Consider the following 15,286-nt stretch of genomic DNA (forward strand, 5'->3'; position numbering starts at 1 on the left):
CCCATGAATATTCTCGTGACCGGTGCGGCCGGCTTTCTCGGCCGTCGCCTGATCGAAACCCTCTTGCAGCGCGGCGCGTTGACCGATCGACAGGGGGCCAGGCAGGCCCTCTCGAAAATCGTGGCTTTCGACGTGGTGCCGCTGACCGGCCTGGACGACCCTCGGGTCGAGGTGGTCTGCGGTGACATCGCCGACCCCAAAGTGCTGGAAGGGCTGGTGACCGCCGAAACCGACAGCGTTTTCCACCTTGCGGCTGTGGTGTCGAGTCAGGCAGAACAGGACTTCGAGCTCGGGATGCGCATCAACTTCACCGCGACGCAACAGCTGCTGGAGCGGATTCGCAGCCTCGGCACCTGCCCGAAATGGGTGATGACCAGTTCCGTGGCAGTGTTCGGCGGACAGCTTCCTGATCAGGTGGAGGACCATCAGGTCTGGGCGCCGCAAAGCTCCTACGGCACACAAAAGGCGATGAACGATTTGCTGCTCGCTGATTACAGCCGCCGGGGTTTCGTCGATGGCCGCAGCTTGCGCATGCCGACCATCGTCGTGCGCCCCGGCAAACCCAACCTTGCGGCATCGAGCTTCGCCAGTGGCATCATCCGTGAGCCGCTCAACGGGCAGGAAAGCGTGTGCCCGGTGCCGCTGGAGACGCGCCTGTGGCTGATGTCACCCGCGCAGGCCATCGCCAACCTGATTCACGGCCATGAGCTGTCGGCGGAGCAATTGCAGCCGGGGCGGGTGATCAACATGCCGGGCTTATCGATCACGGTGGCAGACATGATTGACGCGTTGCGGCGGACGGCGGGGGACGAGGTCGCCCACCGGATTCGTCTGGAGCGCAACCCGGCGATCGAGAAAATCGTCGGCTCCTGGCCAGGGTCATTCACCGCAACGTATGCGAAAAAACTGGGCTTTACCGCCGATCACGATTTCGCCGATGTGATCGGGCAGTTCATGGCGGAATACCCACCCCAACCCAGCTAAAACCGTCATGTTCTTATGTCGCGTGGCCGTCTAGGTCAGGGCGCTTAATCGTGTTCTAATCAGCCCCACTCAAACCGGGGAACGGCCCACGCTTCGTGTGTGAAAACAGGCACTTCCCCCGATACCCTCAGAATCAACCAAGGGCTGTCATGGATACGGGGTCACGACTGAAGTTAGTGCGGGAAAGCTACAAATTGTCCCAGCGTGAGCTGGCCAGACGCAGCGGAGTCGCCAATGGCACGATCTCCTTGATTGAGTTGAATCGCGTCAGCCCCTCGGTCAGTTCGCTGAAAAAACTGCTGGAGGGGTTTCCAATGACCCTGGCGGATTTTTTCTCCTTCGATCAGCCGCCTCAAGAACAACGCTACGTCTTCCGCGCCGGAGAACAGCCGGACCTGGGTCGCGACGGATTGCGTCTGTTGCTGATCGGCGCTTCGGTGCCCAGCCGCCAGATGCGCATGCTCCGCGAGCAGTACGCGCCAGGTGCAGGCTCAGGCGATGAACCCATCGTGCATGCCCAGGGCGAGGAGTGCGGTCTGGTCACGCGAGGCACCATCGAGCTGACGGTGGACGGGCAGATCAGCATTCTCAACGCCGGAGATGGGTATTACTTCCCGACCACGTTGCCCCACAGCTTTCGCAACATCGGGCAGGATGAGGCGGAAATCATCAGCGCAAACACGCCGGCGAATTTCTAAGGGAGGCTCTGGCGTCAGGTTGCCAAACGCCAGACAGCACGAAGGGGAGCCGAGGCTCCCCTTCAAGGTGTTTCAGTTGCATGCTCTTTTTTGTTTTTAGGTGGCCTGTTGTTGTTTTTGGCAGCCATACCTTTTTGGTTTTGAGCGACCCCCATCCGGGGCCAAGAGCAAACGTATTTTTTTGAGCGCTGATGTAGCTTCGATCTTGCGATTCAACCCGTGCGGTAGCTACCTGAAGGTAGTTTTATTGTTCTCTGCCCGGTCGAGAGGCCTGAGCCTCACAAAGCGATCCACTCCAAAAAAATCAGTTAGCTGCGTCTCTTCCGTCTTGTTCTTGTTATGTCAGAGCCGATACGTCTTGTTTTTATTGGGTTACTGCGATTTTTTATTTTTGTTGTACGTAAGACATAGCAGAAGCCATGCCAAGTTTCGTCAATGCTTTGAAAAGCCCTTAAACCGTGGCCTTCAGAAAAACCCCACATTCAGCGCCACGCTGAAATCATCACCGGGTGTTTCCGTGTTACCCGTTTCCATCGCTTCAATGCCGGTCAGGGTAACACTGTGTGACAACTTGTCGCACATCAGGCCGACAAACGTGCCCTCGCCACCCTAGAGCCGTTCGCCTTGCCCAGCACGTCACTGATGCGCTGACCGGCTGCAATCAGTGTGTCCAGGTCGATACCCGTGTCGATGCCCAGCCCGTTGAGCATGTACACCACGTCTTCCGTCGCCACATTGCCCGTGGCCCCTTTGGCGTAAGGGCAGCCGCCCAGGCCCGCCACCGAGCTGTCAAACACCTGAATCCCCTCCAACAGGCTGGCATAGATATTCACCAGCGCCTGCCCGTAGGTGTCATGGAAATGCCCGGCCAGTTTGCCGCGAGGGATGTTGGCGGCGACGGCGTCGATCAATTCGCGGGTCGCGCCGGGTGTACCGGTGCCGATGGTGTCGCCCAGTGACACTTCGTAACAGCCCATGCCGAACAGTTCGTTGGCCACTGCCGCCACCTGTTTCGGCGGCACAGTGCCTTCGTATGGGCAGCCGAGCACACAGGACACATAGCCCCGCACGCGAATACCGTGCAATCGCGCTGCTTCCATGATCGGCAGGAAACGGTCGAGGCTTTCGCTGATAGAGCAGTTGATGTTGCGCTGCGAGAAGGCCTCGGACGCCGCCGCGAACACCGCGACTTCCTTGACACCCGCCGCCAACGCGTCCTCGAAACCGCGAAAGTTGGGGGCGAGGGCGGCGTAGGTCACGTCGTCCTTGCGCTGGATGCCCGCGAACACTTCCGCCGATCCCGCCATTTGTGGCACCCACTTGGGCGACACGAAACTGCCGACTTCTATATAGCCGAGCCCGGCATCGGAAAGATCGTTCACGAGCCGGATCTTGTCGGCAACGTCGATGGGGCGCGCCTCGTTTTGCAGGCCGTCACGGGGGCCGACTTCGACCAGACGTACGCGTTGGGGCAGCGACATGGCAAATTCATCCTCACTGTCAGCATCAGGTTTATGCGCTATTCGATTGTTATTAAACGGTATTTTTCAGCGCTTCTTTGCAGCGCTCTTCGGCGGTGTCCAGTTCCAGCTGCATCTGCTGGATGTCGAGCAACTGCTGATCGAGTTGGGCACGACGCTCGGCGATCTTCTGCAGCATGGTGGTCAGTTGCTTTTGATTGTCGCCACTGGGGTCGTATAAGCCGATCAAGTCCCGGCATTCGGCAAGGGAAAACCCGATGCGCTTGCCCCTCAAAATCAGCTTCAGCGTGACCTTGTCCCTGGCTGAATAAATGCGCTCCAGCCCACGGCGTTCGGGGCTTAGCATGCCTTGTTCTTCATAAAAGCGAATGGTGCGTGTAGTGATGTCCAGCTCGCGAGCGAGATCGGAAATGCTGTAAGTCGGATGGTTCATGGCGGGGCTCGAACGAGGGAAGCGTTCGGCTAACGTACGGCGACCTTGACGTTAACGTCAAGGCGCCAGGTTTCGTACGTATGAAATGGGTGTTAAGGACGCCAGGATTTTTCATGGCTCAAGCCGATAATCGACTTGATGTTAAGCGATTAACCTATTGATAAATGGCTACTTGACTGCAACCTCAAGCTCTTTCTCAAGTTTGCGTTCCTGCGCAATCACCAACTGACACAACTCAATGATTTGCTCCCGCATCCAACGGTTCGCCGGGTCTTGATCGGTGCTTTCGTGCCAGTACAAGTGGGTCTCCACGCTTGGCACATCGTTCACCGGGAGGTGCACGAAATGCAGGTCGTTACGCCGGGCGAAACGTTCTGGCACGGTCATGACCATGTCTGTCTGGTGGAGCACCTGTGACGCCATCAAATAATGCTGTGATCGCAGGGCGATCTTGCGCTGGATGCCCATTTTTCCCAGCGCCAGATCGACGTAGCCCAACCCGCTGCGGCGACTGGAGATGTGGATGTGCGCCACCGACAAATAGTCGTCCAACGTTATCGAGCCTTTGTTCGCCAGCGGATGCCCTTTGCGCATGGCGCAGACGTAGTTGTCTTCCATCAGCTTGACGTGGCGCACCTGCGGGTCGGTGTTCAACGGCGCGTCTACGGCGAAATCCAGACGACCCGCCGCCAGTTCCTTGGTGGTCTCCCGGCGCTTGGACAGAAAGCTTTCGATGGTGACCGCCGGGGCAAGGCGGCGCAGCCGCTGAAACAGTGCTGGCAGAATGATCGCTTCGGTGAGGTCGGTCATGCTGATGCGGTAGTTCTTGTTCGCCTGCAGCGGGTTGAAAATCCGGCTCTCCTGCACCGACACTCGGAGCAGCGACAGCGCATTACGCACCGGCCCAATGATGTTCTGGGCCATCGGCGTTGGCACCATGCCTTGGGCAGTGCGCACGAACAGCGGATCGTTGAAGGTCTCGCGCAGACGGGCCAAGGCATTGGATACAGCTGGCTGGGTGATGCCGACGATCTGACCGGCGCGGGTCAGGTTGGCCTCGGTGTAGATGGCGTCAAAGACAATAAAGAGGTTGAGATCGACCTTGCTCAGATTCATTGCGATGCGCCTCACGCTGTTGTTGTAGTTGGGACTTTCGTACCGAAACGCGCCGATCATATATCAGTGATGAATGTTTATACACGCCGAGAATAGGTTAGATAAATGGAGAACCCTGATCTAGCATCGCCTCCATGTCTTGAAACACCTCATCAGAAGGTAGCTGCCCATGGATTTCGCTTACTCCCCCAAGGTCCAGGAATTGCGCGAGCGCGTCACGGCGTTCATGGACGCATACGTCTACCCGGCCGAGCCTGTGTTTGAGCGCCAGGTCTCGGAAGGGGACCGCTGGCAGCCGACCGCGATCATGGAAGAACTGAAAGCCAAGGCCAAAGCAGAAGGGCTGTGGAACCTGTTTCTGCCCGAATCCGAATTGGGCGCTGGCCTGACCAACCTGGAATACGCGCCGCTGGCGGAAATCATGGGCCGTTCGCTGCTGGGACCCGAGCCGTTCAACTGCTCGGCGCCGGACACCGGCAATATGGAAGTGCTGGTGCGTTACGCCAGCGAGGCGCAAAAACAGCAGTGGCTCGAACCGCTGCTGCGGGGCGAGATCCGCTCGGCCTTCGCGATGACCGAACCTGACGTGGCCTCGTCGGATGCCACCAACATGGCCGCCCGTGCCGTGCGCGATGGCGATGAGTGGGTCATCAACGGCCGCAAATGGTGGACGTCCGGTGCCTGCGACCCGCGCTGCAAAATCATGATTTTCATGGGCCTGAGCAATCCTGACGGCCCTCGTCATCAGCAACACTCAATGATCCTGGTGCCGACGGATGCACCGGGGGTGAAGATCGTGCGTCCGCTGCCGGTCTTCGGCTACGACGACGCGCCTCACGGCCATGCCGAGGTGCTGTTTGAAAACGTCCGCGTGCCGTATGAAAACGTCCTGTTGGGTGAAGGGCGCGGCTTCGAGATCGCTCAGGGTCGCCTTGGCCCGGGCCGGATTCACCACTGCATGCGTTCGATCGGCATGGCGGAGCGGGCGTTGGAACTGATGTGCAAACGCTCGGTGCAGCGCACGGCGTTCGGTCGGCCGCTTGCACGTCTGGGCGGCAACGTCGACAAAATCGCCGACTCGCGCATGGAAATCGACATGGCTCGGCTGCTGACCCTCAAAGCCGCGTACATGATGGACACCGTCGGCAACAAGGTGGCCAAGAGCGAAATCGCGCAGATCAAGGTCGTGGCGCCGAACGTTGCGTTGCGGGTAATCGACCGCGCTATCCAGATTCACGGCGGAGCGGGGGTGTCCGGCGACTTCCCGCTGGCGTACATGTACGCCATGCAACGCACCCTGCGCCTGGCGGACGGGCCGGATGAAGTGCACCGTGCGGCGATTGGCAAATATGAGATTGGAAAATACGTGCCGAAAGAGATGATGCGCAGCGAGCATCGTTGATCCGACTTTGCACAAAATCGCAGAGCCGGGTTTCAGGCAGGGAAAGCTCATTGCCTGATCCGGCTTTTCGCGAATGAATTCGCTCCCACAGTAGTCCTGCGTCGCCGCGAGTGTTCCGGTATGACGCTGATCCCACAGAAACCTTGTGTCGCCGCAGAATTTCGTTCTGACCCAGACTCCACTGTGGGAGCGAATTCATTCGCGAATCGGCGGCACAGGCAACCCGAATCCAACGGCCTACGCAAACCTGCTACTGCACCCACACCTCAACCCGACGATTCTTGATCCTGCCTTCGTCGGCATCATTCGCCGCCACGGGCATTTCATCGCCGAAACCGCGTACATCACGCAAAATCACATCACCTTTCAGCAATTCCCGGCGCACTGCCATCGCCCGCAGCTTCGACAAGAGCTGCGCCCGCGCCGGGTCGCTTTTAGCATCGCCAAACCCTACCAGCGTGACGCTCTGGTTCAGCTTGTCATGGGTTTTCAGAAAATCGACCACCCGCCGGATGTCCCGTCGGGCCTTGGTGTCCAGGGTGGCGCTGCCTTGGGCGAAGCGGAAATTCACCGACAGCCGCTCGGCCTCACGGGTGAGGTTCTGGTATTCGGCAGGCATCTCTGAAGTGGCCCGGACTTTCACGGCCTGGACGGTCTGCGCCACAAAACCATTCTGGGCCACGATGGACTGGCCTTGCGGGCTTTGGGCGAACCGCACCAGCGCCTTGGCCCAGCGCTGGTTCGATTGCGGCGGCAGGTAGAAGTACAGGCGACGGGACAGCGGGTAATCTTCGGTCGCGATGAGGCTGATGGTCGGCAGCATCGGCCTGGATTCGCCGTCGATGATCGCCACCGCACGGCTTTGGCGGACATAGGGCAGACCAATGAAGCCGATGCCGTGGCGGTCCTCGCTGACTTCATCCGACAACGCTTCGCTGGATTCGAACCGTTTCGCGTCCAAGGCCAACTTCTTGCCGGATTTGGCCAGCACTAACTCATTGAACGTGTCGAACGTGCCGGATTGCTGGTCCCGCGCATAGAGATGAATGGGGCCACCGGTGCCGCCGAGTGCTTCCCAGTCGCGGATTTCCCCGGAAAACACCTTCGCCAGTTGAGTGATGCTCAGCTCCCGGATCGGGTTGGCGGGGTGCAGGATCACGGCCACGCCGTCGATGGCGATGACCTGTTCGGCCTCGTGTCCGCGCAGGTCGCCGAGCGTCGCGAGGTCGTTCACTTCGCTGTTCTTGATCGGGCGCGAGGAGGCCGCGAGATCGGCCTGGCCGTTTTTCAACGCAGTGAAACCGGTACTTGATCCGTGGGCGGCGACGTCGATGCTCACCGCTTGCCCGGACGGCATCTGCCCGACAATCCGCATTTCATTGGGCTGCGCGCCGGGTTGCAGCTGAATGCCTTGAGCGCCTTGCTGATCAAGCAACCCTGCAACCAGTGCAGGCCCCAGTTGCGCGCCGATGGTGTTCGAGCCTTGAATGCGCAGCACAGGCGCGCCATCCCCCGGGGCGGGAAGCGGAGCGGCGGCGTGCGCTGACAGCGGTAGCAGGCAGGTCAAAAAGAAACAAAAGGACGGGCGAGTGCGCGACATGTGCGGCAACTTCTTATGGCCGAAAGTGGCCGGAGAATAAGACAGATGCGTTGCTGTTATGTGACAAGTCTCAGGCCGCGCCTTCACACCACGGCTTGCCAGCGGTGGCGACGTTTGAAACGCCACCGCTGGCCGGGTGGGCCGGACGGTTACATACGCCTTACCGCCTCGGGGGTCAGCTCAACTCCAGCCAGATCGGCGCGTGATCCGACGGTTTTTCCATCCCGCGCAGGTCGTAATCCACGCCCGCTGCCTTGATCCGGGGTTGCAAGCCATGAGAGGCGAGAATCAGATCGATGCGCAGCCCACGCTTCGGCTCGTCCTCAAAACCCCGGCTGCGGTAATCGAACCAGCTGAATTGGTCGACGACTTCCGGGTACAGGTGGCGGAAGCTGTCCACCAGGCCCCAGTTCTTCAACTTGGCCATCCACTCACGCTCTTCTGGCAGGAAGCTGCATTTTCCGGTTTTCAGCCAGCGCTTGGCGTTGTCCGGGCCGATGCCGATGTCGCTGTCTTCCGGAGAAATGTTCACGTCGCCCATCACCACCAAAGGCTGATCATTGCTGAATCGGGTTTCGAGCAGCTGTTGCAGGTCGGCATAGAACTTGGTTTTGGCCGGGAATTTGGTGGGGTGATCGCGGCTTTCGCCCTGTGGGAAATAGCCGTTCATGATCGTCACCGGCAGGCCGTTGCGATCAGCGAAAGTGCCCCAGATGAAGCGGCGCTGAGCCTCTTCGTCGTCGGTGTCGAAGCCTTTGTGCAGGACCAGTGGCGCCTGTCGGGACAGCAGGGCGACCCCGTAATGGCCCTTCTGCCCGTGGAAGTGCACGTGGTAGCCCAGCGCCTCGATTTCAGCCTGGGGAAACTGGTCATCGGAGACCTTGGTTTCCTGCAGGCCGATCACGTCAGGCTGGTGCTTTTCAATCAATGCCGCCAGTTGATGCGGGCGTGCGCGCAGGCCGTTGATGTTGAAAGACACAATTTTCATAGACGGCAGTCCTGGCAAAAATCAAACAGCGATGCTAGCCGACCTGCTCGGCGACGGCCAGCATCGCCGCACAAACTCGCGATCAGGCAGGGCTGCTACGCTGTGGGAAACGCCTGAAAAACTCGCCGGAACTGTCGACAACGGCCAGGACTCGAAACCCTGACACCACGAATCCGGCCCCACGCGTCGGGTCGTCATCGAAAGGGACACGATTATATGCCTGAACCAGCGAACGCTTCGCCCGACATCCGCCAACTGGACAGCGGTTATTCACGAGAGTCCCGCTCGCTGCTGTACCAGGCCTATCGTCACGAACCGAGTTTCGCCTACCTCTTCGAATCCGGGCGCTCCGGGTACGAACAGCGGGTGCGCGCGACCATTCGTGAATTGGTCAAACAACACTTTCTGCAAGACATGCCCGCGCTGGGGCTGTTCGTTCAGGACCGGCTGGTCGGGGTCGCCCTGATCGCGCCGCCGCAGCGCCGCTTGGGCATTACCGAAAGCTGGGCCTGGCGACTGCGCATGGTCATGGGCACCGGTTTGCGGTGTACACAGCGGTATCTGGAGTATTACCAGGCGGTGCTTGCGTGCTTGCCGTCCGATGCCGTGCACGTGTTGCCATTGTTCGCGGTGCACCCGGATTTTCAGGGTCAGCACTATGGTGAACAGCTGTTGCAGGCGCTGCATGACTGGTGCGCCGTCGATGAAAACTCTCAGGGCATCGTCCTTGACACCGGAAACGGCCACTATCTCGACTTCTACAAAAAACAGGGCTACGAGGAAATCGGCGAAGTTGCTGTAGGACCTATACGCGAACACGTGTTTTTTCACCCAAACCCTCAGGTTTCAATGGGTTCGAGGGTGTGACGTCGGGTTTCTTCTCCCTTTTTGCGGGTTCCAGCAGCCCCCGCCGCTCGTGTTAGCATCCGCGCCTATGAAGTTTCCTGTTCGATTCACCAGTGGTTTTCTCCTGATGTTTTCCAGTTGCGCAGCGTTCGCCGACGCGCAACTGGAGGTGCGGATCAAACCTGCCAATTCAGAACTCAAGTCCAACATTGAAGGGTACGTGGGCAGCCTCGGCGAGCGTGACGAGCAGGCCCTCGAACGGTTCAGCGTCGGCGCCGTGGAACAGGCCCAAAAGGCGGCGCAAGCCCTCGGCTACTATCAGGCGCAGATCGACAGCGAGATCAAACACACTGACAAAGATCTGCACCTGGTACTGAACGTGCAGCCCGGCGAGCCCGTGCACCTGCGTAACGTCACGGTGCGGATCGAAGGCCCCGCGAGTCAACTCAAGGCGTTCAAGGTGCCGAAGAGCGACGCGCTCAAGCCTGGCGCTGCGCTTAACCACGGCTATTACGAAGACGCCAAGAAACTCATCCAGAATCAGGCCGCCCGCTACGGTTTTTTCAATGGACGTTTTGTGACCCAACGGCTGTCGGTTGATCCCCGCGCGGGCGTCGCAGACATCGAGCTGGTCTACGACAGTGGCCCGCGTTTCACGCTGGGCAAGGTCACGTTCAGTGGCGACGCGCCGTTCGATGAAGACCTGCTGCGGCGCATGGTCCCGTTCAAGGAAGACACCCCCTACGATTCCGAGCTGATCGCCGACCTCAATCAGGCCATGCAGTCCAGCGGCTATTTCGAAGGCGTGCGCGTGGACGCCTCGCCCACGGCCGCACAGGCGCAGACCATCCCGGTGGACGTGCAACTGCAAACCCGCAAGCCCCGGACCATGGGTCTTGGCGTCGGTTACTCCACGGACGTGGGGCCACGGGTCAAGGCCAACTGGACGCGGCACTGGGTCAACGCCGAAGGCCACAGCTACGGCATCGAGTCCGAGCTGTCGGCGCCCCGGCAGAACGTCGGGCTGTTCTACGACATCCCGCTCGACCCACCCCTGACCGACAAATTGCGCTTTGCCGGTGGCTATCAGTATGAAGAAATCGCTGACACCGACAGCCTGAGTAAATTGCTCACCGTCGGGCCGGAGTGGCACAGCAAACTGCCGAGCGGATGGGAGCGAGTCATTTCCCTCAAATGGCAGCGCGAAGAATATCGGCTCGGCAATGACGAAGGCATCAGCACCTTATTGATGCCTGGCATCAGCTATTCCTACCTGCGCAGCGACAACCGCATCGACCCGCACAATGGCTATCGCCTGCAATTCGAAACTGAAGTCGCGAAAGAGGGGCTGGGGTCGGACGCCAACGTGGTGCACGGCACGGCGCTGGTCAAGGGCCTGACCACTGTGGCGCAGAACCACCGTTTCCTCGGGCGCCTTCAAGTGGGCGGTACGGCCACCAACGGCTATAAATCCATTCCGCCGTCATTGCGTTTCTTTGCCGGTGGCGATCAAAGCGTGCGGGGCTACGACTACCAGTCCCTGTCTCCGGAAAACGACGAGGGCGACAAGATTGGCGGACGCTACATGATCGCGGGCAGTGCCGAGTATCAGTATTCGATTGCCGAGAAATGGCGCGTCGCGGCGTTCGTCGATCAGGGCAATTCGTTCAACTCGCTGGACTTTCCGAGCCTGAAAACCGGTGTCGGCATCGGCATCCGCTGGGTCTCGCCGGTCGGCCCGCTGCGCCTGGACCTGGCACACGCACTGGACGACGACGGCGGCATTCGTCTGCATTTCTCGATGGGACCTGAACTGTGACGAAAGCGGCACTGTTTAAACGGATCGCGCTGTATGGCGCGATCGCTGTGTTGGGCGTCGTGGTGTTGATCGGCGCAAGCGTGGGCTTGATTCTCGGCACCGAAACCGGCAGCCGTTGGGCGCTGGGGCAGGTGCCCGGTTTGCAGTTGAACAACTTCTCTGGCCGGCTTGGTGGCCAATGGCAGGCGGATTCGCTGGTCTGGCAACAGGGCGAGAGCACAGTCGAGGTGGACGCGCCGGTGTTCGCCTGGTCGCCAGGCTGCCTGACCCGCATGACCCTGTGCATCGACACCCTGCAGACCGGCGACGTCCGTTTGCATTTCCCGCCTTCAGGCCCTGAGCCAAGCAGCGGACCGATCACCTTGCCTGACCTCAAGCTGCCGCTCGCCGTTGAACTGGGGCAGGTGCACGTGGGCAGCGTGCACCTGGACGGCCTGGAACAGGTCCGCGACGTGCAACTCGCTGCGCACTGGACGGCCGAGGGCTTGAAGATTGATTCAGTCCATGCGCAACGTGACGACATCGTCCTCGACCTGACCGGCTTGCTCACACCCACGGCCGACTGGCCGTTGACCGCCGAGGGGCAGGTCAAACTGCCGGACGTGAACGGTCAGCCACTTTCGCTGACGCTGAACGTGAACGGCGATCTGCTCAAGACGCTGAACCTCAACGCCCAGACCCATGGCTACATCGACGCCAGACTGGTCGGTCAGCTGCAACCGCTGGTGGACAACCTGCCTGCCGACGTCGTCATTACCAGCGCGGCCTTCAAGCCAAGCGCCGACCTGCCTGACACGCTGCAACTCAATGGCCTGAGCCTGAACGCCAAAGGTGATCTGGCCCAGGGCTACGCGATCCTCGGCAACGCGACGCTGCCAGCCGAACAAGGGCCCGTGGCGCTGGCGTTGCAAGGGCGTGTGGACGCCAAAGGCGCGGACATCGCCGCGCTGGACCTGACCGCCAGCCCGACTCAGCATTTCAAGGCCAGTGGCAAGGTGGACTGGCAAAAAGGCGTGAATGCCGATGCGAAAATCGACTGGCTGGATTTCCCTTGGCATCGCTTGTACCCGGTCATTGACGAACCGCAGGTCAGCATTCACACCTTCACCGGCGAAGTCTCCTACACCGATGGCAAATACCTCGGCAACTTCGCTGGGGCGTTCAAAGGCCCGGCAGGGCCATTCACGTTGGCCAGCCCGTTCAGCGGCGACTTGCAGCAGATTTTTCTGCCGCAAGTGGAGCTGGTGGCCGGGCAGGGCAAGGCCAGTGGTCATGTCAACGTCGGTTTCGCCGACGGCGTGTCGTGGGACACCGCGCTTGACCTCAGCGCCCTCGACCCGTCGTTCTGGGTCGGCGAGTTGCCCGGTTCCCTCGCCGGTCCGCTGCGCAGCAAAGGCGCCTTCAAGAACGATCAGCTCAACCTGAACGCCAACCTGGACCTGAAAGGCCGCCTGCGTGGGCAGCCCGCCGTGCTGCAAGCCAAGGCCGACGGCGCCGGTGACAAGTGGACGGTCAGCGCGCTGGACATTCGGCTGGGGGACAACCGCATTCAGGGCACGGGCAGCCTGCAACAGAAATTGACAGCACAGCTCGATTTGAACCTGCCGCGACTCGGTCAACTGTGGCCGCGCTTGCAAGGACAGGCCAAGGGCCGTCTGGACCTGGCGGGCACATTGCAGAACCCGCAAGGCCAGTTGGCGTTGCAGGGCACGCAGCTGGCGTATGACACTCACAAGCTGCAAACCCTGAACCTGGCGGCCAAGCTCGACAGCGCGCAGCGGGCGAACATCGACCTGAAAACCACCGGCATCCAGACCGGTGACACCGCGCTGGGCACATTGATCTTGAACGGGCAGGGCGACATCAAGCGACAGCAGCTCAAGCTTGACCTACAAGGCCCACTGCTCAAGCTGGCCCTTGCCCTCGACGGCACTCTCGACAAAGGCAACTGGCGCGGGCGGCTCGCCAGCGGCGACATCCAGACCGGCGGCCAAAACTGGAAGCTGCAACAACCGGCGAAGCTGGAGCGGCTGGCGGACGGCAAGATCAACTTCGGCGCCCACTGCTGGATGTCCGGGCCTGCGAGCCTGTGTGGCGAAGACCAACGCCTGATGCCTGACCCGCGCCTGCGTTACCACCTCAAGCAATTCCCGCTGGAAAGCCTTGCGCAATGGCTGCCCAAGGATTTCGCCTGGAAGGGTTCGCTCAACGCCGACGTGCAACTGGACGTTCCGGCATCGGGCCCGAACGGCCAGATCGTGATCGACGCCAGCGGCGGCACGTTGCGCGTGAAAGACAAGAACCAGTGGCTGGATTTCCCGTATCAGGCGCTGAAACTCACCAGCAGCCTGACGCCGAAAAAGGTCGACACTCGCCTTGATTTTCGGGGCGGCAAGCTGGGAGAACTGCTCGCCAGCGTGAGCATCGATCCTCTGGGCAAGAACAAGCCCGTCAGTGGCGATTTCAACCTGAGCGGACTGGACGTGTCAGTGGCCAGACCCTTCGTGCCGATGATCGAGAAGCTCAACGGCAAGCTCAACGGCAACGGACGCATCACCGGCAGCCTGTTGGCGCCACAGGTCAACGGCAACGTCACCTTGAGCGACGGCGAAGTGTCCGGACCTGAACTCCCCGTCAGCCTGGAGAAACTCAATGTTCAGGCGCTGATTGCGGGCGAGAACGTGCAACTGAAGGGCAACTGGAACAGCGGCCCGACTGGGCAGGGCAGCATTGGCGGACACATCGGCTGGGCGGAGGCGCTGAATGTCGATGTCAGCCTGCAAGGTTCGCATTTGCCGATCACGGTCGAGCCTTATGCCAAGCTCGAAGCCGCGCCCGACTTGAAGATCACCCTGCAAGGGGATCGACTGGCGGTGTCCGGCAAAGTGCTGATCCCCAAAGGTGACATCACCGTGCGCCAGTTGCCGCCGTCCACGGTCAAGGTCTCCGACGACACGGTGATCATCGGCGCGCAGACCAAAGAGGGCAAACCGCCGATGGCCATCGCCATGGACGTCAATGTCGAGGTGGGGCAGGACAAATTGAGCTTCACCGGCTTCGGGCTGACCGCCAATCTGGCGGGGCACGTGCACATCGGCGACAACCTCGACACTCGCGGAGAGCTGAACCTGAATGACGGTCGCTACCGCGCCTACGGCCAGCGCCTGACCATTCGCAAGGCTCGGTTGCTGTTTGCAGGCCCGGTGGACCAGCCGTACCTGGACATCGAAGCGATTCGTCAGACCGATGACGTGATCGCGGGCATTCGCCTCACCGGCAGCGCCGAACAGCCGACCACCACGGTGTTTTCGGAGCCGGCGATGAGCCAGGAGCAGGCCCTGTCGTACTTGGTGCTGGGCCGTCCGCTGAGCACCAACGGCGAAGACAGCAACATGATGGCCCAGGCCGCGTTGGCCCTGGGCTTGGCAGGCGGGTCGTCCACGGCGGGGAAACTGGCCTCGGGGCTGGGCATCAAGGACTTCGACCTCGACACCTCCGGCAGCGGCGACAAAACCTCTGTCGTCGCCAGCGGCAAGATCACAGACAAGCTGAGCCTGCGGTATGGGGTAGGGGTGTTCGAACCGGCGAATACCATCGCGTTACGGTATTTGCTGAGCAAGAAGGTGTATGTGGAAGCCGCCAGCGGGATAGCGAGTTCGCTGGATATTTTCTACAAGCGGGATTTCTGATTCTCATCACTTCCCAGTACGCAAATTTTGCTGTCGCTTCGTAACAGATCGCAGGCAAGTCAGCTCCCGAAGAATCAGAAGCCTGGAGCACGCCGCTGTCACGCTTCTGCCGAAGGCGTGGTAGCTGGCTTGCCTGCGATCGGCTGCGAAGCAGTCGTAAATCCGGCTGACGCGTTATGTCTGACACACCGAAGGTGCTGGATATTGCTGTCGCTTCGCGCCAGATCGCA

Annotated in this window: 11 protein-coding genes; 6 read left to right on the forward strand and 5 right to left on the reverse strand. The window is 60.5% G+C overall.

All coding sequences use genetic code 11. The features are described 5' to 3' along the window. Positions 1 to 3: 3 nt before the first annotated feature. Positions 4 to 984 carry a D-erythronate dehydrogenase gene (denD, locus tag ACIQAL_RS06375; RefSeq protein WP_401143695.1) on the forward strand — a complete coding sequence of 327 codons (981 nt, stop codon included), beginning with the start codon at positions 4 to 6 and terminating at the stop codon, positions 982 to 984. Positions 985 to 1,133: 149 nt separating this feature from the next. Continuing rightward, entirely contained in the window at positions 1,134 to 1,682 is a 549-nt protein-coding gene (locus ACIQAL_RS06380) for a cupin domain-containing protein (protein ID WP_401143697.1), read from the forward strand. A 581-nt stretch (positions 1,683 to 2,263) separates the two neighbouring features. On the opposite strand, the gene ACIQAL_RS06385 is transcribed toward ACIQAL_RS06380, so the two are convergent. From ACIQAL_RS06385 to ACIQAL_RS06395, 3 genes are all read right to left on the reverse strand, one after another. Next, entirely contained in the window at positions 2,264 to 3,163 is a 900-nt protein-coding gene (locus ACIQAL_RS06385) for a hydroxymethylglutaryl-CoA lyase (protein ID WP_401143700.1), read from the reverse strand. A 52-nt stretch (positions 3,164 to 3,215) separates the two neighbouring features. Beyond that, positions 3,216 to 3,596 carry a MerR family DNA-binding transcriptional regulator gene (locus ACIQAL_RS06390; protein ID WP_401143703.1) on the reverse strand — a complete coding sequence of 127 codons (381 nt, stop codon included), beginning with the start codon at positions 3,594 to 3,596 and terminating at the stop codon, positions 3,216 to 3,218. A 168-nt stretch (positions 3,597 to 3,764) separates the two neighbouring features. Continuing rightward, on the reverse strand, positions 3,765 to 4,712 hold the full coding sequence (locus tag ACIQAL_RS06395; protein WP_166594608.1) for a LysR family transcriptional regulator: 948 nt from the start codon (positions 4,710 to 4,712) through the stop codon (positions 3,765 to 3,767). Between the two features lie 169 nt (positions 4,713 to 4,881). Here ACIQAL_RS06395 and ACIQAL_RS06400 point away from each other — a divergent pair, with 169 nt between their 5' ends. After that, the gene (locus ACIQAL_RS06400; protein WP_401143706.1) at positions 4,882 to 6,114 is read left to right on the forward strand and encodes an acyl-CoA dehydrogenase; all 1,233 of its coding nucleotides are present in this window, start codon (positions 4,882 to 4,884) and stop codon (positions 6,112 to 6,114) included. A 250-nt stretch (positions 6,115 to 6,364) separates the two neighbouring features. Here ACIQAL_RS06400 and ACIQAL_RS06405 read toward each other — a convergent pair whose 3' ends face one another. Both ACIQAL_RS06405 and xthA read right to left on the reverse strand, forming a co-directional pair. Next, entirely contained in the window at positions 6,365 to 7,714 is a 1,350-nt protein-coding gene (locus ACIQAL_RS06405; RefSeq protein ID WP_401143709.1) for a substrate-binding domain-containing protein, read from the reverse strand. Positions 7,715 to 7,889: 175 nt separating this feature from the next. Then, complete coding sequence (xthA, locus tag ACIQAL_RS06410) at positions 7,890 to 8,702, reverse strand: exodeoxyribonuclease III (protein WP_401143711.1); 813 nt, start codon at positions 8,700 to 8,702, stop codon at positions 7,890 to 7,892. 216 nt (positions 8,703 to 8,918) lie between these two features. On the opposite strand from xthA, the gene ACIQAL_RS06415 reads away from it, so the two are divergent. The 3 genes from ACIQAL_RS06415 to ACIQAL_RS06425 all read left to right on the forward strand — a co-directional run bounded on the left by ACIQAL_RS06415 (position 8,919) and on the right by ACIQAL_RS06425 (position 15,056). After that, positions 8,919 to 9,569 (forward strand): GNAT family N-acetyltransferase, encoded by a 651-nt coding sequence (locus ACIQAL_RS06415; protein WP_401143714.1) that lies wholly within the window; start codon positions 8,919 to 8,921, stop codon positions 9,567 to 9,569. A 67-nt stretch (positions 9,570 to 9,636) separates the two neighbouring features. After that, on the forward strand, positions 9,637 to 11,367 hold the full coding sequence (locus ACIQAL_RS06420) for an autotransporter assembly complex family protein (protein ID WP_401143717.1): 1,731 nt from the start codon (positions 9,637 to 9,639) through the stop codon (positions 11,365 to 11,367). A 29-nt stretch (positions 11,368 to 11,396) separates the two neighbouring features. Then, a complete protein-coding gene (locus ACIQAL_RS06425; protein ID WP_401143768.1) occupies positions 11,397 to 15,056 on the forward strand; it encodes a translocation/assembly module TamB domain-containing protein in 3,660 nt (1,219 codons plus the stop codon). The last annotated feature ends 230 nt before the right edge of the window (positions 15,057 to 15,286 follow it).

Source organism: Pseudomonas sp. NPDC088368, from assembly GCF_044753445.1.
GTDB lineage: Bacteria > Pseudomonadota > Gammaproteobacteria > Pseudomonadales > Pseudomonadaceae > Aquipseudomonas > Aquipseudomonas bambusae.